The sequence below is a fragment of the Streptomyces albicerus genome (assembly GCF_008905045.1).
Classification (GTDB): Bacteria; Actinomycetota; Actinomycetes; order Streptomycetales; family Streptomycetaceae; genus Streptomyces; species Streptomyces albicerus.
This window is the reverse complement of the sequence record NZ_VWMY01000050.1, coordinates 54967-75437: the sequence shown is the minus strand read 5'-3', so window position 1 is coordinate 75437 and position 20471 is coordinate 54967. Positions and strand designations below refer to the sequence as shown.

The following is a 20471-nucleotide window of genomic DNA, read 5'->3' as shown; positions in this document are numbered from 1 at the left end:
ACGCGCGTTTCGAACACCGTGTCATGTGTGCAAGTCAGCTGTGCACGCGATGTTCGTCCGCGACCCAGGAGTGCCCGTGGCCCTCGTACGCCGTCCGTTCAGAGTTGCCGTGAAGGCGTCGGCGGTTGCCGTCGCCGCGGCGGGACTTGTCGCCCCCGGTGTTGTCGTCGACCAGTACGAAAACACCGCGGCCGCCGCTCCGACGACGGCCGTTCCCCGGCCGATCGCCGGCTGGCAGCACGATCGCCTCGCCTCCGGAGTCGACCTGTACCAGGGGAGGATCTCGGGCCGTCCCGGTGCGGACCACTGGACGGTCACGGTCCGCGCCGACGGCGCTCACCTCGCCACCGAGCAGGACGCGGAGGCGCTGGCGGAGCGACTGCGTGGCGCCGGGTTCAGCGCCCGTAGTGAGCGGGTCGAATGGCCGCGGGGTTCGGACCGCAGGGGGCTGGTCGGCGTGCGAGTCCGGGTGGGGGAGTACGCCGCCCGGACCGAGGCCGACGCCCAGCGCCAGGCCCTCGCGGCCGCGGGATTCGACGCGGTCAGCGAGTGGACCGGTGCGGACGGTGTGCCCGGCACCGGTCTCGCCCAGGTCAAGGTGACGATCATCGACCCGAAGCGCTATGGCGGTGCGCTGAAGGCCACGTACGGCATGGGTGTCGCAGGCCGGGAGAAGGTGAGCGACATGGCCGTCGGCGACGACGCCCTGCTCGGCGTCAACGCGGGCTTCTTCGTCATGGAGAGCAAGGACGGCATACCGGGCGCCTCGGCCGGCATCGCCGCGTACGACGGGGAGTTGCAGAGCGCGGCGACCAACGGCCGGATCGCGGCGGTGCTGCGCGGCGACGGTCTGCGCCCGGAGTTCAAGAAGCTCCGCACGGAACTCGGCGTCCGAGCGGGCGGGGCGTCCGCGATCGTGGACGGCGTCAACCGCGTGCCCGGCCTGGTCCGCAACTGCGGTGGTGTCGGCGGCGACTCCCCGACCGAGGTGCCGCAGCACGATGTGACCTGCACCGACCCCGACGAGATCGTCGAATTCACCGACGAGTTGGGCGCGAGCACCCCGGCCGGTGACGGCGTCGAGGCGGTGCTCGACGCGAGCGGCCGGGTGCGGGAGGTGCGTCCGCGCGGCGGCGCCGTGCCGGATGGCGGTAGCGTCCTGGCCGGCATCGGCGAAGGAGCCTCCTGGCTGCGTACGCACGCGAAGCCGGGCAGCGAACTGAAGGTGCGGCAGCGGATCCTGGACGAGCGCGGCCGCGAACTCGAACTCAGCCCCCAGGACGACATCGTCAACGGCGGCCCCGAGCTGGTGCGCGACGGAAAGGTCGCCGTGAACTACGGAGCCGACGGCATCGAGCGGATCGGCGACCCGTCCTTCGCGTACACCTGGGGCATCAAGCGCAACCCGCGCATGCTCCTGGGCGTCGACCGGCGCGGCCGTGTCCTCCTGGTCGCCGCGGACGGCCGCCAGCCCGGCCACAGCGACGGATTCGGTCTCAACGAAGGGGCGGAACTGATGAAGTCGCTGGGCGCGGTGCGCGCCATGGCCCTTGACGGCGGTGGCTCGGTCACCACGGTGGTGAACGGCAAGGTGATCAACTCGCCGTCGGACGGCACCGAGCGGACAGTGGGCGACGCGTTGCTGCTCACCCGCTGACGCCCGGGCGTCATGCCCGCAGTCCCACCGGCCCGCAGCCGTCCTCCGGCGTGAGGGGACGTGCCGGGACGTGCGAGCGCCGCGCCTCCCGGCCCACCCGACTTCCAACAGAGCAAGCTCGGATGTCCCGGCACGTCCCCGCCCCACCACGAACCCCAGGGGCGCGGGGAACTGCGCGACCAGCCCCCACCGGGCCGCAGCGAATGAAAAAAGGGGGGCCCCGGTGTCAACACCGGGCACCCCCTCCCGCGTAACCCCGCCGTCACACGGACTCGCGCCACCGATTGGTGATCGGCAGCCGCCGGTCCTTGCCGAAACCCTTGGCCGAGATCTTCGTGCCCGGCGGATACTGGCGCCGCTTGTACTCCGCCGTGTCAACCATCCGCAGGATCTTCGTCACGAGGTCGTGGTCGAACCCAGCGGCCACGATCGCGTCAGCGCCCGTGTCACGGTCGACGTACAGCTCCAGGATCGCGTCCAGGACGGGATAGTCCGGCAGCGAGTCGGTGTCGACCTGATCGGGACGCAGCTCGGCGCTCGGCGGCTTGGTGATGGAGTTCTCGGGGATCGGCGGGGTCTGGCCGCGCTCGGCCGCCGCCCGGTTGCGCCACTGAGCGAGCCGGAAGATCGACGTCTTGTAGACGTCCTTGATCGGCCCGTACGCCCCCACCGAGTCGCCGTACAGCGTCGAATACCCCACCGCCAGCTCGGACTTGTTGCCCGGCGCCAGCACGATGTGCCCCTCCTGGTTGGAGATGGCCATGAGCATGGTGCCGCGCAGCCGCGACTGGAGGTTCTCCTCGGCCAGCCCGTCGAGACCCAGCGACCCCATGTATGCGTCGAACATCGGCTCGATCGGTACGGTCCGGAAGTTGAGCCCGGTCCGGCGGGCCAGCTCGGCCGCGTCGCCCCTGGAGTGGTCCGAGGAGTACTTGGACGGCATCGACACGCCGTACACGTTCTGCGCGCCCAGCGCGTCGCAGGCGAGCGCGGCGACGAGCGCGGAATCGATTCCTCCGGAGAGGCCGATGAGGACGGACCGGAAACCATTCTTCGCCGCGTACGCCCGCAGCCCCACCACGAGCGCGGAGTACACCTCTTCCTCGTCGTCGAGCCGCTCGGCGTATCCGCCGGTGAGCTCCGCCTCGTACGCGGGCAGCGGCTCCTGGGAGAGGACCAGGTGGTCGATGCGCAGCCCGTCGTCCACGACACCCGACGGGGCTTCGGCGGCAGCGGCGGGCAGGTCGAGGTCGAGGACGATGCATCCCTCGGCGAACTGCGGGGCCCGCGCGACGACTTCGCCGTCCCGGTCGACGACGATCGAGTCGCCGTCGAAGACCAGCTCGTCCTGACCGCCGATCATCGCCAGGTACGCGGTCGTGCAGCCGGCCTCCTGCGCGCGCTTGCGCACGAGTTCGAGCCGGGTGTCGTCCTTGTTGCGCTCGTACGGCGAGGCGTTGACGGAGATCAGCAGGCCCGCCCCGGCGGTACGGGCCGCCGGCACGCGGCCGCCGTCCTGCCAGAGGTCCTCGCAGATGGCGAGCGCGACGTCGATGCCGTGCACCCGCACGACGGGGAGGGTGTCGCCGGGCACGAAGTAGCGGAACTCGTCGAAGACGCCGTAGTTCGGCAGGTGGTGCTTGGCGAAGGTGAGCGCCACCTCGCCGCGGTGCAGCACGGCGGCCGCGTTCCGCGGGGCGCCCGCCGGCTGGCCGTACTTCGGCTGGGCCGTCTCGGACCGGTCGAGGTAGCCGACGATCACCGGCAGCTCCCCGAACCCCTCGTCGGCGAGCCGCGCGGCGAGCTCCCGCAAAGCCGCGCGGGACGCCTCCACGAACGACGACCGCAGAGCCAGGTCCTCGACGGGATACCCGGTCAGCACCATCTCCGGGAACGCCACCAGATGCGCTCCCTGCTCGGCGGAGTGCCGGGTCCAGCGGACGATCGCCTCGGCGTTCCCGGCGAGATCGCCGACGGTCGAGTCGATCTGATTCAGGGCGAGGCGTAGTTGAGGCACGCGGCACAGTGTAATCGTCAGAGCGACGCAATGGGGTGGGGGGGGAGGGAGGCGGGGCGCCCCGCGCCCCTCAAGGGGCGCGAGGCCGTGACATATGCGGCTCCGCCGCGCGGGCGCGACCGGCCACGGACGGCCCGCAGCTTGAGCACTGCCCTCCCCGCGCCACGTTCCGGACCGGCCTACCCGCGGAGTGCCCCGTTCTGATACCCGAGCACCGTCATCATCCCTGCCTCCGAGTGGTAGACGTTGTGGCAGTGGACCATCCACAGCCCTGGATTGTCGGCGTCGAAATCCACTGTGAGCCTGCCGTTCGGCAACACGATCGCCGTGTCCTTGCGCGGGCCGTCCAGGACGTTGGCCAGTGCGAAGGTGTGGCCGTGCAGGTGGACCGGGTGCCACATCTTCGTGGAGTTGGCGAAGACCAGCCGCACCCGCTCGCCGGCGCGCACGGGGTGGCGCTGCGAGGCGGTGTAGGGCTTCTTGTCGAAGGCCCAGTCGTACTTCGCCATGCCGCCCGTGAGCCCCAGCCTGATCGTCCGGTCCGGCTTCCTGGACGGCAGCCGCACGGACTCGGCCGCCCGCAGCTTGTCCGCAGTGAGCAGCCGCCCGTCCAGCTCCTTCGGCCGCACGGACGCGGAGGGCGCCGCCCCGCTCCCCGTACGCAGCAAGGCCAGGGCCGACGCCTTCTTGCCCTCGGCCACCGACGTCAGCGGAAAGACCCCGTCCTTGACGGTGACCAGCACGTCGTACCGCTCGCCCATGCCCAGCAGCAGCGCGTCCGTCTTCGCGTGCTCCACCGGGAAGCCGTCCGTGTGCGTCACCGTCATCTCGTGCCCGCCGAGCGCCACCCGGAAGGCCGTGTCGCCGCCCGCGTTGACGAACCGGATGCGAACCCGGTCCCCGGGCCGGGCCCGGAACACCGAAGGCGCCTTCGCCGTACGACCGTTGACCAGGTAGTACGGATACGCGACATCTCCCGCGTCGCCGCCGAGCAGGTCGCTGCGGGCACCCATCATCATCCGGGACGGGCCGGCCGGGCCGGAGGGGCCGGAGGGGCCGGACGGATCCGACCGGCCGGACGCCCCCGGAGACGGGGACTCATCCGCCCGCGTCGACATGCCGGCCATCCCTGACATGTCGTGGCCGGAGTGACCGCTCTCCTCGTCTCCGTCCCCCATGTCCATGCCGCCGCCCATGCCTCCGCGCAGCTCCTTCAGCACCCCGTCCGGAGTCGAGCCGTCCACCCCGTCGACCCAGTCGTCGAGGACGACCACCCACTCCTTGTCGTAGGACAACGGCTCCCTGGGGTCCTCCACGATCAGCGGCGCGTACAACCCGCGGTCCTGCTGGGTGCCGGAGTGCGGATGGAACCAGTACGTCCCCGCGTCCGGCACCGTGAAGCGGTACGTGAACTCCGCGCCCGGCGCGACCGCGCGCTGGGTGAGGCCGGGCACGCCGTCCATGTCGTTGCGCAGGGCGAGGCCGTGCCAGTGCAGGGACGTGGCCTGGGGGAGGTGGTTGGCGAGCGTGAGGTCGAGCGTGTCGCCCGCGGTGACGCGGACCTCCTTGCCGGGCAGGTCGTCGCCGTACGCCCACGACCTGACCGTACGGCCACCGAGGTCGAGGGAGGTCTCGGCGGCCGTGAGCTGCACGGTCCGCACGGGACCGGAGCCGCGCTTCTTCTCGGCGGTGGCGACCTCTTCACCGCCCGGGTCGACATAACCCGCGGGCGCGCTTCCCCGCGAGCCGCCCCCCTGCCCCGAATGACCCGATCCTGAACCCGAGTCCGAACCCGAACCGGAGCAGGCGGCCAGAACTCCCGCCCCGGCGGCGGCGATCGATGCACCGAGCACGGTGCGGCGCGTGTGAATACGCATGGCTGTGTAACACCTCGTCGTCAGTGGTGCGTGTGCGGCTGGACGCGTCTGCTGCTTCTGGTACACCGCTCGACGCCTGGAGGTTCCCACCTCCGCGCGAGCGAGCAGCTCGAAGCAGCCGGTGCGCGGGCCTAGATGCGCAGCACCGACAGGCGGGCGAGGAGGGTTCTGGGCGGCGGGGGATCGGGCCACAGGGCGTGCGGCAGCCGGGGACCCGAAAGTGCCGCCGCGGCCGACCACGGACGCCCGAGCGCCACCGTCATCAGCACGAGGAACGTGAACGCCCCGAGGACGGCGAGACATACGGCCGAGGGGTTCATGCCGTCGCCGCCCATCGGCGGCGGCCCGGCGTTCAGCACGGGGGCCGTCCGCGCCGGCACGGCCATCGACGCCTGGCCGTGCTCGTGGGCCGAGGACTTGTGGACCAAGGGCTCGTGGGCCGAGGGCTCGTGGGGCGAGGACATGGCGTACGCGGAAACCGTCGCGTGCTCCGAGCCCGTCGTAGTGCCGTGCCCCGACGGATGTCCCAACGTATGCATCGCCACGATCCCGAAGAGCAGCGCGGCGAACAGCGACAGCTGTCCGTACACCCGGCTCCTCGGTCGCGTCATGCCTCGCACCTTACCCCTACCGGGTATCGGCGATGTGCGAACCCCGGTCCCTGCACCGATCATGGGCGCCAATGACCACGTCACGCACGGCCGTCGCCGCACTGCTCGCCCTGGGAGCGCTCGCGTACACCACGTGGGTGCTCGAACTCGTCCTGACGACAGGGCTCGCGCCGTCGCGCACGTACGTGAGCGAGCTGGCCGCCCGTAACCAGCCGCACGGCACGCTGTTCCGCACGACGGACCTGGTCGCGGGGGTGCTCGTAGGGGCGGGGGGCCTGCTGGCACTCCTCAAACTGCCCTCCCGGGGACGCCGGGTGCACGTCGGCTGGGCCGGGCTGGCCCTCTTCGGCGCGGCCACCGCTGTGGACTCCCGTCTGCCGCTCAGTTGCACCCCCACCGTGGACCCGGTGTGTGCCGCACGGGAGCGTGCGGGCCTGGTGACCGTGGCCCACTCCGCGCACACCGTGAGCAGCGCGGTCGCCCTGTGCGGCATCCTCGTCGGCATGGTGGCCCTCACTGGGGCGCGATACCCGGCATGCGCGGGCTCGCGCCCCAGGGCCGAGGCCGGTGCCGGTGTCGGCACCGGAGTCAGCTCATGGCCTCGTGCCGGACTCAGTTCGGCGGCTTGGCGCCGCGTTCCTTCAGCAGGTCGGTGATCAGCTGCATCTCCGACTCCTGGGCCTGGACCATGCCCTGCGCGAGCCGCCGCTCCACACCCACCTGGCACCGCTTCACACAGCCCTCGGCCATGTGCACCCCGCCCATGTGGTGGGAGTACATGAGCTGCAGATAGCGGATCTCGGCGGCCTTGCCGCTCGCCTTGCGCAGCGAGTCCATCTCGGCGTTCGTCGCCATGCCCGGCATCAGCGCGCCGTCCTCGCCGGTCCCCATGCCGCCCATGTCCATCCACTCCATGGGCTCGTCGGCCGACACCTTGGGCAGCTCCCACAGGTCGAGCCAACCGAGCATCATGCCGCGCTGGTTGGCCTGTGTCTGCGCGATGTCGTACGCGAGACGGCGTACCGCTTCGTCCTCGGTGCGGTCACGCACGATGTACGACATCTCGACGGCCTGCTGGTGGTGCACCGCCATGTCGCGCGCGAAGCCCGCGTCCGCGGAGTTCGCCGCCGGGGCCTTCATGCCGGACTCGTCGCCGTCGGCGACCGCGTACGTGATCGCCCCGGCCGCCACGAGTACGGCCGCGGCGGCCCCGGTGATCCAGCCGGCGGACTTCATCTTCCTCACTGCGACAGGCCGTTGGTGCAGGCGGCACCCGGCTCGGGCGTCTGCTTGCCCTGGACGTACGTCTCGAAGAACTTGGCGACGTTCGGGTCGCTCGCGCTCGTCACCGTACGCTGGCTGCCCCACGCGGAGAGCATGATCGGGTCCTGCTGGTCCTCGACCGGGCTCATCAGCGTGTACGGCGTCTTCTTGACCTTCTCCGCGAGCGCCTTCACGTCGGCGTCCGACGCCTTGCTGTTGTACGTCACCCAGACCGCGCCATGCTCAAGGGAGTGCACGGCGTTCACGTTCTTGATCGCCTTGTCGTAGACGTCGCCGTTGCAGTTCATCCACACCTGGTTGTGGTCACCGCCGACCGGGGGCGTCATCGGGTACTTCACGTCCTTGGTGACGTGGTTCTGCGTGAGCTTCTCGCTCCACGTCTTCACGCCGTCCTTGCCCGTGACGAACTTCCCCGTCGACTTCGAGTCGCTCGACGCGCTGTCCTTGTCGTCGGACTGCGAGTTGATCAGGTACGCACCGCCGGCGACGAGACCGGCGACGACGATCACGCTGGCGGTGATCGTGAGGATCCGGTTGCGGCGCTCACGAGCCTGCTCGGCGCGCCGCATCTCCTCTATTCGCGCCTTGCGCGACTTGTTGTCTGTCTTCTTGGCGGAACCCATGGGGTGGTCCTTCTGGGGGAAAGGGGCAGTGGAGTGGTCAGCTGATCGTAGTGGGGGAGAAGGGGACATCCGTAGGGAGGTCGTGGGAATGGCCGAATGGTCAGGGCCCCCGGCGATAATTTGAACCGCGGATGCGCATTATTTTACGCTGCCGGTATGCGGCTGCTCCGATCCACCGACCTGGCACTGCGCGTCCTGATGCGGCTCGCCGTCGCCGACGGTACGACGCCCACGACCCGCGAGGTCGCGGCCGGCATGGAAGTGCCGTACACGCACGCCGCGAAGGTCGTCGCCGAACTCCAGCACCTCGGACTCCTCGACGCCAGGCGCGGCCGGGGCGGCGGCCTCACGCTCACCGAGAAGGGGCGTACCGCCTCGGTCGGCGCGATCGTGCGGACCTTCGAGGGTGACGGCGACGTCGTCGACTGCGAGGGCACGACGCCCTGCCCGCTGAACTCCGGCTGCCGGCTGCGCGGGGCACTGCGCCGCGCCCAGGAAGCCTTCTACGCCTCCCTCGACCCACTGACCGTCACCGACGTCGTCGCCGCGCCCACGGGACCGCTGCTGCTGGGCATCTCCAAGGCTCCGTAACCGCCGTAACCGCCGTAACCGCCGGGAAAGCCCGGCGGCCGACGCGCCTTACGAGATCCTTTACGCCCGTCACTGACGAGTACGCCCGTCCCTGACGAGCCTTGATCCTTTACGCCCACCCCTCACGCGTCTTGCGCGTCTTACGCGCCTTGCGCGAGCCAGAGATCGGGCCCGAACACCTCGTAGTGGATGTCGGCGGGCGCGACACCCTTCTCGATCAGCTGGCCGCGCACCGCCCGCATGAAGGGCAGCGGACCGCACAGGTACGCGCGCGTGCCCGACGCGATCGGCACCCCGGAGAGGTCGACCAGGCCCGTGCGGTCGGCGGGGTGGCCCGGCTCGGGCCGCTCGTACCAGAAGTGGGCCGCCGCGTCGGGAAGCTTCGCCGCGTACGCCTCGTGTTCGGTGCGCAGGGCGTGCTCGGCGGGGGAGCGGTCGGCGTGGACGACGGTCACCGGGGCGCGGTGTCCGGTCACCACGAGCTGCTCCAGCATGGCGATCATCGGGGTCACGCCGATACCGGCGGAGGCGAGGAGCAGGGGCGGGGCCGTGGCGTCGCCGCGCCCGTCGTCGAGCACGAGATCGCCGTACGGGGCCGACAGCTCGACCGTGCTGCCGACGTGCACGCGCGCGTGGAGGTGGTTCGAGACCTCGCCGTCGGGTGCCGTGCCGCCGTGGATGCGCTTCACGCCGATCCGGCGTACGGACGAGCCGGGGGCGCCGATGAGGCTGTACTGGCGTATTTGGCGCGCCCCGTCGGGCAGCTGGACGCGTACGGAGACGTACTGGCCGGGCCTGAAGTCCGGCGCGGGGGAGCCGTCGGCCGGGCGCAGCAGGAAGGTGGCGACGTCCGCGGTCTCCTCGGCGCGCTCGACGACCTCCCAGGCGCGCCAGCCACCGCCGCCTTCACCGCTGCCTTCACCGGCGCCGGCCTCGGTCGCCGCGTACAGCCGCTTCTCGATGGCGATGAGCGCGTTCGCCATCAGCCAGTAGACCTCGTCCCAGGCGGCCGCGACCTCGGGGGTGACCGCCTCGCCGAGGACGCCGGCGATCGCGGCGAAGAGGTGCTCGTGGACGATCGCGTACTGCTCCGGGGCGATGCCCAGGGAGGCGTGCTTGTGCGCGATGCGGCTCAGCATCGTGTCGGGCCGCTCGTCCGGCCGCTCGACGAGATGCGCGGCGAAGGCGGCGATGGCGCCCGCCAGGGCCTGGCGCTGGGTGCCGGAGGCCTGGTTGCCGCGGTTGAAGAGGTCGCGCAGCAGCTCCGGGTGGGCAGCGAACAGCCCTTCGTAGAAGCGGTCGCTGATCTCCCCCAGGGCCCCGCCGACGGCGGGAAGGGTGGCGCGGACGGTGGCGGCGGACTGCTCGGACAGCATCGGGGCTCCTCGGACTCGACTGCCCCGTACGGTAGTTAAAGTGGTATCTGAGATGCAAATTAAAGTGGGGAGAGACGGCAGTAGTCGGCCATTACATGTGCGGCACTCAGCGGGCAAGATGGGCGACAGAGCAGTACACCTGTCGTATGTGAGGCGTTCAGCCGCAGGTCGGCGGGACGACCGGGGCCCGCAACGCGCATGAAATGCATTTGTGGTGTGATGCTCAGGTGCCCGACCGCCTCCCACGGGACGGGAGCAGGCGGCCTGACCAGCAAGGATTGGGTGGAAGCGGAAGATGGACAAGCAGCAGGAGTTCGTGCTCCGTACGTTGGAGGAGCGCGACATCCGTTTCGTACGCCTGTGGTTCACGGACGTGCTGGGCTTCCTCAAGTCCGTGGCCGTGGCCCCGGCCGAGCTGGAGCAGGCGTTCGACGAGGGCATCGGCTTCGACGGATCGGCCATTGAGGGCTTCGCCCGCGTCTACGAGTCCGACATGATCGCCAAGCCGGACCCGTCGACCTTCCAGGTGCTGCCGTGGCGCGCGGAGGCCCCCGGCACGGCCCGGATGTTCTGCGACATCCTCATGCCGGACGGCTCGCCGTCCTTCGCGGACCCGCGGTACGTGCTGAAGCGGGCCCTGGCCAAGGCCTCCGACCTGGGCTTCACGTTCTACACCCACCCGGAGATCGAGTTCTTCCTGCTGAAGAACAAGCCGGTCGACGGCACGCGCCCGACGCCGGCCGACAACTCCGGCTACTTCGACCACACCCCGCAGAACGTCGGCATGGACTTCCGCCGCCAGGCGATCACCATGCTGGAGTCGATGGGCATCTCGGTCGAGTTCTCGCACCACGAGGGCGCCCCGGGCCAGCAGGAGATCGACCTCCGCTACGCGGACGCGCTCTCCACGGCCGACAACATCATGACGTTCCGCCTGGTGATGAAGCAGGTGGCGCTTGAGCAGGGCGTCCAGGCGACGTTCATGCCGAAGCCGTTCAGTGAGCACCCCGGTTCAGGCATGCACACGCACCTCTCCCTCTTCGAGGGAGACCGGAACGCCTTCTACGAGTCGGGCTCCGAGTACCAGCTCTCCAAGGTCGGCCGCTCCTTCATCGCGGGCCTGCTGAAGCACTCGGCGGAGATCTCCGCCATCACCAACCAGTGGGTCAACTCCTACAAGCGCATCTGGGGCGGCTCCGAGCGCACCGCGGGCGCCGGCGGCGAGGCTCCCTCGTACATCTGCTGGGGTCACAACAACCGCTCGGCCCTCGTCCGCGTCCCGATGTACAAGCCCGGCAAGACGGGCTCGGCGCGGGTGGAGGTCCGCTCCCTCGACTCGGGCGCGAACCCGTACCTGGCGTACGCGGTCCTGCTGGCCGCGGGCCTCAAGGGCATCGAGGAGGGCTACGAGCTCCCGCCCGGGGCCGACGACGACGTCTGGGCCCTCTCCGACGCCGAGCGCCGCGCGATGGGCATCGAGCCGCTGCCCCAGAACCTGGGCGAGGCCCTCTCCCTGATGGAACGCAGCGAACTGGTCGCCCAGACGCTGGGCGAGCATGTCTTCGACTTCTTCCTGCGCAACAAGCGCCAGGAGTGGGAGGAGTACCGCTCCGAGGTGACGGCGTTCGAGCTGCGGAAGAACCTGCCGGTGCTTTAGCGCTCCGCTTGTGGGGCCGTTTCGCGCTCGCCGTTTCGTGCGGGGGTTGTGTCGCGGCTGCGGGTCCGTTGTGGCTGGGCGCGCAGTTCCCCGCGCCCCTAAGGGGCGCGGGTGGGTTCGCGCGGTCGTGAACTTTCAGGGGCCGCCCCCTTCCGACCGGTGGCGCCCTACTGTCGCTGCGCTGCCATGTCCGTCAGCAGCTTGTGCAGTGGCTTGTTCACGCGCTGGCGGTACTCCTGGACTGCCCAGCCGTTGCCGTCCGGGTCCTTGAAGTACATGAAGGTGGCGCCGTCGTCGGGTGAGTACTGGGTGGGCTCGGAGACTTCCAGGCCGCGGTCGGTCAGTTCGGCGTGGGCCGCCTTGATGTCGGCGACGCACAGTTGGAGGCCCTGGTACGAGCCCGGTGCCGGCTTCGGTCCGGCCATCGTGTCCCAGACGGTGTCGCCGAGGGCGATGGAACAGCCGGAGCCCGGGGGCGTCAGCTGGACGATGCGCATGCCCGGCAGGACCTCCTGGTCGATGTCGACATGGAAGCCGAGCTTGTCCCGGTAGAAGTCGCGGGCCCGGTCGATGTCGCTGACGGGCAGTGGGATCACTTCGAGCGTGTATTCCATTTCTGGTCCTCCAAGTCGCCGCGCCGGGAGAGTCAGCCGAACCGCCAACGGGTCTGGCTGAACGGCTCCCCCTTACCGAAGCCGAAAACGGTCCCGGGCGCCACCGAGAAGACGAGAGCTTTCCCGGCGCCGTGGTGGAAGTAGCCGTCACGCACCTCGAAGTGCCAGAAACTGCCGTACTTGCGCTCCCACGCCTCGGCCAGCCCGCGCAGCCTGGCGTCGTCGGACACCCGGACCGCGTCGCCCTCCACCACCAGGTCGAACCCCTTGTTCCAGGTGTTCGTGCCGGTGGTCAGCACGACGTGCGGATTCAGCGCGAGATTGAGCGCCTTGCGTTCCTCCGGCCCGGTGCAGAAGTGCAGCGCGCCGTCCGACCACACCGCGGGCAGCGGCGTGACATGCGGCCGCCCGTCGGGCCGCACGGTCGAGATCCAGAACAGCTCGGCCTCCGCGATCATCGCCTCGGCCTCGGACCAGGGGCGTGCGGTAGCGGTTGCGTCGCTGTATCGGGCGTCTAGTTCGGCCCGTGGTTCCATGGGCTCTCCTCCTGGACCTGGTGGATGACTGGATGATTCCTCACCAGGACAGACCGCGCGCGTCGGCGGAACTCATCGGTCGGCGCACGCTCCTCGTCCGGTCAGACAGCCTCCGCCTCGGAGATCACACAGCCTCCGCCTCGGAGAACAGGCGGGCCACCGCGGCGGTCCGGCTCGACAACCGCCCTCCCGCGCCCAGGCGCTTCCCCCAGCCTCTCCGGTTAGGCTCAGGCCGTACGACCTTGATCCCACGGGAGCACAGGAGGCCGGAATGACGGCGCCGGGGCGCAGGAGCAGTACCTTCACGCGGCTGCTGCGGCACGGTTTCACCGATCCGTCGGCCGCCGAGCGGCTCCTGGAGAGCACGGAACTCGCGCCGATACGGAACGATCCGGTGCTCCTCGACGCGCTCGGAGCCACCGCCGATCCGGATCTGGCGCTGCTCGGGCTCGTACGGCTCGTCGAGGCCCAGGACGGGCACAGCGGGCAGCGCGAGCTGCTCGACACGCTGATCGCGGCGAAGCCGCTGCGGGACCGGCTGCTCGGGGTGCTCGGCGCGTCCGCCGCGCTCGGCGACCACCTCGCACGGCATCCGCTCGACTGGCAGGCCCTCGTGATGTACGAGCCGCAGGACCTGCACCCGGGCACGGCGGAGTTCGAACGCGGGCTCGCCATGGCCACCGACCCGGTGTCGCTGCGCGTCGCCTACCGGCGGTGTCTGCTGTCCATCGCCGCGCGTGACGTGTGCGGCACCACCGACCTCGCCGAGACCGCGGCCGAACTCGCGGACCTCGCGACCGCCACGCTGCGCGCCGCGCTCGCCATCGCCCGGGCGGCCGCGCCCGAGGACGCCGCGCTGTGCCGGCTCGCCGTGATCGCGATGGGCAAGTGCGGGGGACACGAGCTCAATTACGTCTCCGACGTCGACGTCATCTTCGTCGGGGAGGCCGTCGACGGGGCCGACGAGGGAAAGGCCCTGCGGGCGGCGACCCGGCTCGCCTCCCATCTGATGCGGATCTGTTCCGAGACCACCGTGGAGGGGTCGATCTGGCCCGTCGACGCCAACCTGCGGCCCGAGGGCAGAAACGGTCCGCTCGTACGGACGCTCGCCAGCCACCTCGCCTACTACCAGCGGTGGGCCAAGACCTGGGAGTTCCAGGCCCTGCTCAAGGCACGGCCGGTCGCCGGGGACATCGAACTGGGCGAGGAGTACGTCGCCACGCTCGCGCCCCTCGTCTGGCAGGCCGCCGAGCGCGAGAACTTCGTCGCCGACGTGCAGAAGATGCGGCGGCGGGTCGTCGAGAACATTCCCGTCGCCGAGATCGAGCGTGAGCTGAAGCTCGGGCCCGGCGGGCTGCGGGACGTCGAATTCGCCGTGCAGCTACTGCAGTTGGTGCACGGACGGGCCGACACGTCACTGCGGAGCGGGACCACACTGGACGCCTTGAAGGCGCTGGCCGCGGGCGGGTACGTGGGGCGTGTCGATGCCGTGCAGCTCGATGACGCCTACCGGTTTCTGCGGTCCTTGGAGCACCGCATACAGCTCTTCCGACTGCGGCGCACGCACCTCGTGCCCGAGGACGAGACCGATCTGCGGCGCATCGGCCGGTCGTTGGGGCTGCGCACCGAGCCGATCACCGAGCTGAACCGCGAGTGGCGGCGGCACGCGTCCGTCGTACGGCGGCTGCACGAGAAGCTCTTCTACCGGCCGCTCCTTGATGCCGTCGCCCAACTCGCGCCCGGCGAGAGCCGGTTGAGCCCGGACGCGGCGCGGGAGCGGCTGGTCGCGCTGGGGTACGCCGATCCCGCTTCCGCGTTGCGGCATCTGGAGGCGCTCGCCTCCGGGGTCTCGCGCAAGGCTGCCATTCAACGGACCTTGCTGCCCGTGCTGTTGGGGTGGTTCGCGGATTCCGCCAACCCCGACGCGGGGCTGCTCAACTTCCGCAAGGTCTCCGACGCGTTGGGCAAGACCCCTTGGTACCTGCGGCTGTTGAGGGACGAAGGGGCCGCCGCCGAGAACCTTGCCCGGGTGCTGTCCGCCGGCCGGCTCGCGCCCGATCTGCTGATGCGGGCGCCTGAGGCGGTGGCGCTGCTCGGAGACGGCGACGGGGGCGGCCTCGAACCCCGTGACCGGGCCCATCTGGAGCAGGAGATCCTCGCCGCGGTCGGGCGGGCCAGTGGGGGAGAGGCCGCGGTCACCGCAGCGCGTGGGGTGCGGCGGCGGGAGTTGTTCCGTACGGCCGCCATCGACATCGTGAACTCCTACGGCACCGAGGAGACACCGGCCAAGGCCGACCAGGGCGCGCTGGTGGATCTGGTCGGCGGTGCCGTCTCGGATCTGACGGCGGCGACCCTCGCGGGCACACTGCGCGCGGTCGTCCGCGACAGCTGGGGCGAGACGCTGCCCACGCGCTTCGCGGTCATCGGCATGGGGCGCTTCGGCGGGCACGAACTCGGTTACGGATCGGACGCCGACGTGTTGTTCGTGCATGAGCCCCGGGAGGGCGTGGACGAGCAGGAGGCTTCCCGGGCCGCCAATGCCGTCGTCTCCGAGATGCGGCGGCTGCTGCAGATCCCCAGTGCCGATCCGCCGCTGCTGATCGACGCGGATCTGCGGCCCGAGGGGAAGTCCGGGCCGCTGGTGCGGACGTTGAACTCGTACGAGGCGTACTACCGGCGGTGGTCGCTGGTGTGGGAGTCGCACGCCCTGCTGCGGGCCGAACCGGTGGCCGGGGACACGGACTTGGGACAGCGGTTCATCGAGCTGATCGATCTGCTGCGGTATCCCGCCGAGGGGCTCGGCGACGATGCCGTACGGGAGATCCGGCGGCTGAAGGCCCGTATGGAGACCGAGCGGATGCCTCGCGGGGCCGACCCCACGCTGCACACCAAGCTGGGGCGGGGCGGGCTGTCCGATGTGGAGTGGACCGTTCAGCTGCTTCAGCTGCGGCATGGGTGGGCGGAGCCGGGGTTGCGTACGACTCGTACGCGGGAGGCTCTTGCCGCGGCCTGCGCCGCTGAGCTGATTTCCGCTGAGGATGCTTCGACTCTGGATGAGGCGTGGGTTCTCGCTACTCGGGTGCGGAATGCTGTGATGCTCGTTCGGGGGCGGGCGGGGGATACGTTTCCGTCCGACGGGCGTGAACTTGCTGCGGTGGGGCGGTACTTGGGGTATGGGCCGGGGCATGTGGGGGACATGCTGGATGACTATCGGCGTACGACGCGGCGGGCTCGGGCCGTGGTGGAGGAGCTGTTCTACGGGGCCTCTGAACGGTAAGTCGTTGGGGTGCTTTCGGTAGTTGGGTCGGTGCGGGTGGGTGGGGGCTGGTCGCGCAGTTCCCCGCGCCCCTGAGGGTGCTGTTGTCCGTCCTTCGTCTGCGGGTCAGAGCCACCCCCGTCAGGACCACCGCCATGCCTGCCCACACTCGTGGGCCCGTGTTCTCGTTCAGGACCAGGGCGCCCAGCGCCACCGAGACGACCGGGAGCAGGTAGCCGACCGTTGCCGCGCTGGTGGGGCCCTCTTCCGCTATGAGGCGGTAGTTGAGGTAGAAGGTGATGCCCGTGCCGAGGATGCCGAGGGCGGTGACCGCCAGCAGGCCCGTGGCGTCCGTGTGCACGGGGCCGGCGGCGGGGAGCGCGAGGGTGGTCCAGGCGGTGGCCGTCAGGAGTTGTGCCGCCGAGACCGCCAGCGGGGCTCCCCGGCCCGTGAGGGTGCGGGCCATGTACGCGAAGGCGATGGCATAGCTCGCCGCGGCGCCCAGCAGGGCCAGCGCGCTCCAGCTCACCAGGCCCGAGCGCTGCCAGGGCGCGAAGATCAGCAACGTACCCGCGAAACCCAGGAACAGGCCGGTCAGACGGGTTCCGCCCAGTCCGCGGTCGGTGCCCAGGAGGATGCCGATCAGCAGGGACCACAGGGGAGTTGTCGCGTTCAGTACGCCCGCGATGCCGGAGTCGACCGTCTGCTCGCCGATGCTGAAGAGGGCGAACGGGACGGCGTTGCAGAAGAGGGCGGCGACGGCGAGGTGGCCCCAGGTCCTGCGGTCGCGGGGGAGGCGCTGGCCCGCCGAGCGGGCCAGGAGCAGGAGCACGGCCGTGCCCAGGGCGCAGCGCGCGATCGTGATCTGGGCGGGGGACAGGCCGTGGTTCAGGGCGAGCTTGATCCACAGGAAGCCCGAGCCCCAGAGGAGGGCCAGGGTGCCCATACGGATCGATGACGTGAGTTGCGGTGGCATGACGTCCACGGTCGGCCAGTCAGTCCGTAAGGACAAGTGAAGGATATTGCATGCACTGTTAACCTCTCCTACATGCTTGATGTGCGACGCCTGCAGATGCTCCGGGCCGTGGTGACCAGCGGGTCCGTGACGGCGGCCGCGACGCGGCTCGGCTACACGCCGTCCGCGGTCAGCCAGCAGATCGCGGTGCTGGAGAAGGAGGCCGGGGCGGCGCTGCTGGAGCGGGCCGGGCGGGGTGTACGGCCCACCGCCGCCGGGCTGCTGCTCACCGATTACGCCGACGCCATCGGGCGCCAGGTGGCCGAGGCCGAGACCGCGCTCGCCGACCTGGTGGCGGGGCGTACGGGGCGGCTCGCGGTGCGGTACTTCGCGACGGCGGGGGCCGCGCTGGTGGCTCCGGCCGTCGCCCGGGTGCGGGCCGAGCATCCGGATGTGCAGGTCGAGTTGAAGCTGATCGACCCCGAGGACCCGCTGCCGGACGTGAAGGAGGGCCGGGCCGACCTGGCACTGGTGGTCCGGCCGGACGAGGCCGCGCAGGACGGCGTACGGCTGGTGCGGCTGCTCGACGACCCGTACCTCGCCGTGCTGCCCAAGGGGCATCGGCTGGCCGGACGGCGCACCTTGGCGCTGGCCGACCTCGCCGAGGAGCCGTGGGTGGGCAGCGAGTGGCCGGGGCCGTGCCTGGACGCGCAGCTCTCGGCGTGCGAGGCCGCCGGGTTCCGGCCGCGGTTCGTGGTGGAGAGCGAGGACTATGTGACCGCGCAGGGGTTCGTCGCGGCGGGGCTCGGCGTGAGCCTGATCCCGCGGCTGGGGCTGGGCAGCCGGCATCCCGGCGTGGTCGTACGGGAGGTCCGTCGGCCGGAGCCGATGCGGTCGATCTTCGCGGCCGTACGGGAGACCGCGCCGCCGGCGCCCGCGGTGCGGAGTTTTCTGGAGGCGCTGCGGGAGGCCGCCGGCGAGGGCGGTTACACGTCCTGAAACCGCCGGTCACCGACACCGCCGGTCACCGACACCGTCGGCTACCGGCGATGACCACCGGTCACGCCCGCTACGCCTTGCTGGGCAGCAAGGTCCCGCTCGGCCCTCTCGCCGGGACCAGTTGCGGCAGCGCGTACGGCAGAGACCCGTACCAGACCCTCGCCACCGTGAAGCCGAACGCCAGGCAGATCATGCCGCCCGCCGCGTCCAGCCAGAAGTGGTTGGCCGTGGCGACGATGACCACCAGGGTCACCGTGGGGTAGAGCAGGCCGAGGACGCGGACCCAGGGGACCGAGGCGAGGGCGAAGATCGTCAGGCCGCACCAGAGGGACCAGCCGATGTGCATGGACGGCATCGCCGCGTACTGGTTCGACATGTTCTTCAGGTCGCCGGAAGCCATCGAGCCCCAGGTCTGGTGGACCACGACCGTGTCGATGAAGTCGTTGCCGTTCATCAGGCGGGGCGGGGCCAGTGGATACAGATAGTAACCGACCAGGGCCACACCCGTGGTGGCGAAGAGGACCATGCGGGTCGCCGCGTAACGGCCCGGGTGGCTGCGGAAAAGCCACACAAGGACACCCAGGGTCACCACGAAGTGCAGTGTCGCGTAGTAGTAGTTCATGCCGACGATCAACCAAGTCACCGAGTTCACGGCGTGGTTGACGGACTCCTCGAAGGCCAGCCCGAGCTGGTGCTCGACCTTCCAGATCCAGTCGGCGTTCTTCAGCGCCTGCGTCTTCTGCTCCGGCACCGCGTTGCGGATCAGTGAGTACGTCCAGTAACTCACCGCGATCAGCAGGATCTCGAACCAGATCCGAGGGCGGCGGGGCGTGCGCAACCGGCGCAGGAAGCCCTCGCCCGCGCGGTCGTTCGCCTCGTCCGCGACGGGCTGGTCAGTGGCCTGCTCCTGGCCTTCCAGTGTCGTCACGGTGCTCTCACCCATAGGGACAGAGTCTGCCAGATAAGCCCTTCCCCACCGATCATCCCTCGGGTGGGTTCGGGTCGCACGTTCTACACCCGGAGGAGGTGGGGCACTACTGCTTACGTACGATTTCGGTCCCCAGGGGCCGAAGCGGTCGAACCGCGCACCACCAGCTCCGGCATGAACACGAACTCGCTGTGGGGTGCAGGTGTTCCGCCGATCTCCTCCAGCAACGTGCGCACCGCGGCCTGGCCCATGGCCGGCACCGGCTTGCGGACCGTCGTGAGGGGCGGGTCCGTGAAGGCGATGAGCGGGGAATCGTCGAAGCCGACGACCGAGACGTCCTTGGGGACGTCGAGGCCGCGCTGCCGTGCGGCCCGTATGGCGCCGAGCGCCATCATGTCGCTCGCGCAGACGATGGCCGTGCAGTCGCGGTCGATGAGCGCGTTGGTGGCCGCCTGGCCGCCCTCCAGCGTGTACAGCGAGTGCTGGACCAGGCGCTGCTCGATATCGTCCGTGCTCAGGCCCAGCAGGTCCTGCATCGTGCGGACAAAACCCTCGATCTTCCGCTGTACCGGTACGAACCGCTTCGGGCCCAGAGCGAGACCGATCCGCGTATGACCGAGCGAGACGAGGTGGGTGACCGCGAGGGCCATCGCCGCCCGGTCGTCCGGCGAGATGAAGGGGGCCTGCACCTTCGGCGAGAAACCGTCGACGAGGACGAAGGGCACGCCCTGGCCGCGCAGCTGCTCGTACCGCTGCATGTCCGCGGAGGTGTCCGCGTGCAGTCCGGAGACGAAGATGATCCCGGCGACGCCCCGGTCGACCAGCATCTCGGTCAGCTCGTCCTCCGTGGAGCCGCCCGGAGTCTGGGTCGCGAGGACCGGCGTGTAGCCCTGCCGGGTCAGCGCCTGGCCGATGACCTGGGCCAGGGCCGGGAATATCGGGTTCTCCAGCTCCGGGGTTATCAGTCCGACGAGCCCCTCGCTGCGCTGCCGCAGGCGCACGGGCCGCTCGTAGCCGAGCACGTCGAGCGCGGCCAGAACGGACTGGCGGGTGGTGGCGGCGACGCCCGGCTTCCCGTTCAGGACGCGGCTGACCGTCGCTTCGCTCACCCCCGCCTGGGCTGCGATGTCGGCGAGCCGTGTGGTCACAGGGGTGGACTGTACCGGCCGGGTAACGCCTTGCCCACTGAACGAACGCCGTGCGCGGGCACTTGAACGGCCCGCCCGGGGCTGCTGCGTCATCGCGGTCCCTCGTGATTCTGGTCGGCATTCCGGTCGGCGTCCGCCGCGTGTGCGCCGGCGGTAAGGGTGTTCCTGCAAGGCGCCGACGGGGCGATGATCCCCGTAGGAGTCGGTTGTGGCAAGACCTTGCAGAGTCTTGCACGGTGGCCCCACCCCCGGTCAACAGCGGTAAGTCAAGGCTCGAGACGGTCGAGACGAGGTCACGGGAGGGTAACTGTGGGCCGCTCTTGCACTTTTTTGCTGCAAGGA

At 70.4% G+C, this 20471-nt stretch carries 16 protein-coding genes and 1 pseudogene; 6 read left to right on the top strand and 11 right to left on the bottom strand.

Annotation, left to right across the window (positions count from 1 at the left end; all coding sequences use genetic code 11):
* The first annotated feature begins 76 nt into the window (after positions 1-76).
* A complete protein-coding gene (locus GAS53_RS37315; protein WP_225859335.1) occupies positions 77-1657 on the top strand; it encodes a phosphodiester glycosidase family protein in 1581 nt (526 codons plus the stop codon).
* 262 nt (positions 1658-1919) lie between these two features.
* Here GAS53_RS37315 and GAS53_RS37310 read toward each other — a convergent pair whose 3' ends face one another.
* From GAS53_RS37310 to GAS53_RS37300, 3 genes are all read right to left on the bottom strand, one after another.
* Positions 1920-3674 (bottom strand): NAD+ synthase, encoded by a 1755-nt coding sequence (locus GAS53_RS37310; RefSeq protein WP_151482207.1) that lies wholly within the window; start codon positions 3672-3674, stop codon positions 1920-1922.
* A gap of 179 nt (positions 3675-3853) precedes the next feature.
* Positions 3854-5551, bottom strand: a complete 1698-nt coding sequence (locus GAS53_RS37305; RefSeq protein WP_151482206.1) for a multicopper oxidase family protein — start codon at positions 5549-5551, stop codon at positions 3854-3856.
* 131 nt (positions 5552-5682) lie between these two features.
* A complete protein-coding gene (locus GAS53_RS37300; RefSeq protein ID WP_151482205.1) occupies positions 5683-6162 on the bottom strand; it encodes a hypothetical protein in 480 nt (159 codons plus the stop codon).
* 71 nt (positions 6163-6233) lie between these two features.
* Here GAS53_RS37300 and GAS53_RS37295 point away from each other — a divergent pair, with 71 nt between their 5' ends.
* Positions 6234-6818 (top strand): DUF998 domain-containing protein, encoded by a 585-nt coding sequence (locus tag GAS53_RS37295; protein WP_151482204.1) that lies wholly within the window; start codon positions 6234-6236, stop codon positions 6816-6818.
* On the opposite strand, the gene GAS53_RS37290 is transcribed toward GAS53_RS37295, so the two are convergent.
* Complete coding sequence (locus GAS53_RS37290; RefSeq protein WP_151482203.1) at positions 6775-7398, bottom strand: DUF305 domain-containing protein; 624 nt, start codon at positions 7396-7398, stop codon at positions 6775-6777. The genes GAS53_RS37295 and GAS53_RS37290 overlap by 44 nt on opposite strands.
* Positions 7399-7403: 5 nt before the next feature.
* Positions 7404-8069, bottom strand: a complete 666-nt coding sequence (locus GAS53_RS37285) for a DUF3105 domain-containing protein (RefSeq protein ID WP_151482202.1) — start codon at positions 8067-8069, stop codon at positions 7404-7406.
* A gap of 156 nt (positions 8070-8225) precedes the next feature.
* On the opposite strand from GAS53_RS37285, the gene GAS53_RS37280 reads away from it, so the two are divergent.
* Positions 8226-8660, top strand: coding sequence for an RrF2 family transcriptional regulator (locus tag GAS53_RS37280; RefSeq protein ID WP_151482201.1), 435 nt, complete (start codon positions 8226-8228; stop codon positions 8658-8660).
* A gap of 140 nt (positions 8661-8800) precedes the next feature.
* On the opposite strand, the gene GAS53_RS37275 is transcribed toward GAS53_RS37280, so the two are convergent.
* Complete coding sequence (locus GAS53_RS37275) at positions 8801-10036, bottom strand: globin domain-containing protein (RefSeq protein ID WP_151482200.1); 1236 nt, start codon at positions 10034-10036, stop codon at positions 8801-8803.
* A 295-nt stretch (positions 10037-10331) separates the two neighbouring features.
* Between GAS53_RS37275 and GAS53_RS37270 the strand changes: the two genes are divergently transcribed.
* Positions 10332-11693, top strand: coding sequence for a glutamine synthetase family protein (locus GAS53_RS37270; RefSeq protein ID WP_151482199.1), 1362 nt, complete (start codon positions 10332-10334; stop codon positions 11691-11693).
* 167 nt (positions 11694-11860) lie between these two features.
* Here GAS53_RS37270 and GAS53_RS37265 read toward each other — a convergent pair whose 3' ends face one another.
* Both GAS53_RS37265 and GAS53_RS37260 read right to left on the bottom strand, forming a co-directional pair.
* Positions 11861-12307 carry a VOC family protein gene (locus tag GAS53_RS37265; protein WP_151482198.1) on the bottom strand — a complete coding sequence of 149 codons (447 nt, stop codon included), beginning with the start codon at positions 12305-12307 and terminating at the stop codon, positions 11861-11863.
* Between the two features lie 32 nt (positions 12308-12339).
* Positions 12340-12843, bottom strand: a complete 504-nt coding sequence (locus GAS53_RS37260) for a pyridoxamine 5'-phosphate oxidase family protein (RefSeq protein ID WP_151482197.1) — start codon at positions 12841-12843, stop codon at positions 12340-12342.
* A gap of 271 nt (positions 12844-13114) precedes the next feature.
* Here GAS53_RS37260 and GAS53_RS37255 point away from each other — a divergent pair, with 271 nt between their 5' ends.
* Complete coding sequence (locus tag GAS53_RS37255) at positions 13115-16120, top strand: bifunctional [glutamine synthetase] adenylyltransferase/[glutamine synthetase]-adenylyl-L-tyrosine phosphorylase (RefSeq protein WP_151482196.1); 3006 nt, start codon at positions 13115-13117, stop codon at positions 16118-16120.
* Positions 16121-16283: 163 nt separating this feature from the next.
* Here the strand turns inward: GAS53_RS37255 and GAS53_RS37250 are convergent.
* A pseudogene (locus GAS53_RS37250) lies at positions 16284-17045 on the bottom strand (DMT family transporter); the annotation flags it as partial.
* Between the two features lie 102 nt (positions 17046-17147).
* Here GAS53_RS37250 and GAS53_RS37245 point away from each other — a divergent pair.
* Positions 17148-18053 carry a LysR family transcriptional regulator gene (locus tag GAS53_RS37245; protein WP_151482195.1) on the top strand — a complete coding sequence of 302 codons (906 nt, stop codon included), beginning with the start codon at positions 17148-17150 and terminating at the stop codon, positions 18051-18053.
* 70 nt (positions 18054-18123) lie between these two features.
* Here GAS53_RS37245 and GAS53_RS37240 read toward each other — a convergent pair whose 3' ends face one another.
* Both GAS53_RS37240 and GAS53_RS37235 read right to left on the bottom strand, forming a co-directional pair.
* Positions 18124-18996 carry a phosphatase PAP2 family protein gene (locus GAS53_RS37240; protein ID WP_151482194.1) on the bottom strand — a complete coding sequence of 291 codons (873 nt, stop codon included), beginning with the start codon at positions 18994-18996 and terminating at the stop codon, positions 18124-18126.
* Between the two features lie 98 nt (positions 18997-19094).
* On the bottom strand, positions 19095-20129 hold the full coding sequence (locus tag GAS53_RS37235; RefSeq protein ID WP_263974200.1) for a LacI family DNA-binding transcriptional regulator: 1035 nt from the start codon (positions 20127-20129) through the stop codon (positions 19095-19097).
* Positions 20130-20471: the final 342 nt, after the last annotated feature.

What these genes read in the sequence shown, in the direction of transcription:
- GAS53_RS37265 (WP_151482198.1), bottom strand. Translation starts at nt 12,307, where the DNA reads ATGGAATACACGCTCGAAGTGATCCCACTGCCCGTCAGCGACATCGAC.
- GAS53_RS37290 (WP_151482203.1), bottom strand. Translation starts at nt 7,398, where the DNA reads ATGAAGTCCGCCGGCTGGATCACCGGGGCCGCCGCGGCCGTACTCGTG.
- GAS53_RS37260 (WP_151482197.1), bottom strand. Translation starts at nt 12,843, where the DNA reads ATGGAACCACGGGCCGAACTAGACGCCCGATACAGCGACGCAACCGCT.
- GAS53_RS37285 (WP_151482202.1), bottom strand. Translation starts at nt 8,069, where the DNA reads ATGGGTTCCGCCAAGAAGACAGACAACAAGTCGCGCAAGGCGCGAATA.
- GAS53_RS37270 (WP_151482199.1), top strand. Translation starts at nt 10,332, where the DNA reads ATGGACAAGCAGCAGGAGTTCGTGCTCCGTACGTTGGAGGAGCGCGAC.
- GAS53_RS37300 (WP_151482205.1), bottom strand. Translation starts at nt 6,162, where the DNA reads ATGACGCGACCGAGGAGCCGGGTGTACGGACAGCTGTCGCTGTTCGCC.
- GAS53_RS37280 (WP_151482201.1), top strand. Translation starts at nt 8,226, where the DNA reads ATGCGGCTGCTCCGATCCACCGACCTGGCACTGCGCGTCCTGATGCGG.
- GAS53_RS37255 (WP_151482196.1), top strand. Translation starts at nt 13,115, where the DNA reads ATGACGGCGCCGGGGCGCAGGAGCAGTACCTTCACGCGGCTGCTGCGG.
- GAS53_RS37305 (WP_151482206.1), bottom strand. Translation starts at nt 5,551, where the DNA reads ATGCGTATTCACACGCGCCGCACCGTGCTCGGTGCATCGATCGCCGCC.
- GAS53_RS37275 (WP_151482200.1), bottom strand. Translation starts at nt 10,036, where the DNA reads ATGCTGTCCGAGCAGTCCGCCGCCACCGTCCGCGCCACCCTTCCCGCC.
- GAS53_RS37295 (WP_151482204.1), top strand. Translation starts at nt 6,234, where the DNA reads ATGACCACGTCACGCACGGCCGTCGCCGCACTGCTCGCCCTGGGAGCG.
- GAS53_RS37240 (WP_151482194.1), bottom strand. Translation starts at nt 18,996, where the DNA reads ATGGGTGAGAGCACCGTGACGACACTGGAAGGCCAGGAGCAGGCCACT.
- GAS53_RS37245 (WP_151482195.1), top strand. Translation starts at nt 17,148, where the DNA reads ATGCTTGATGTGCGACGCCTGCAGATGCTCCGGGCCGTGGTGACCAGC.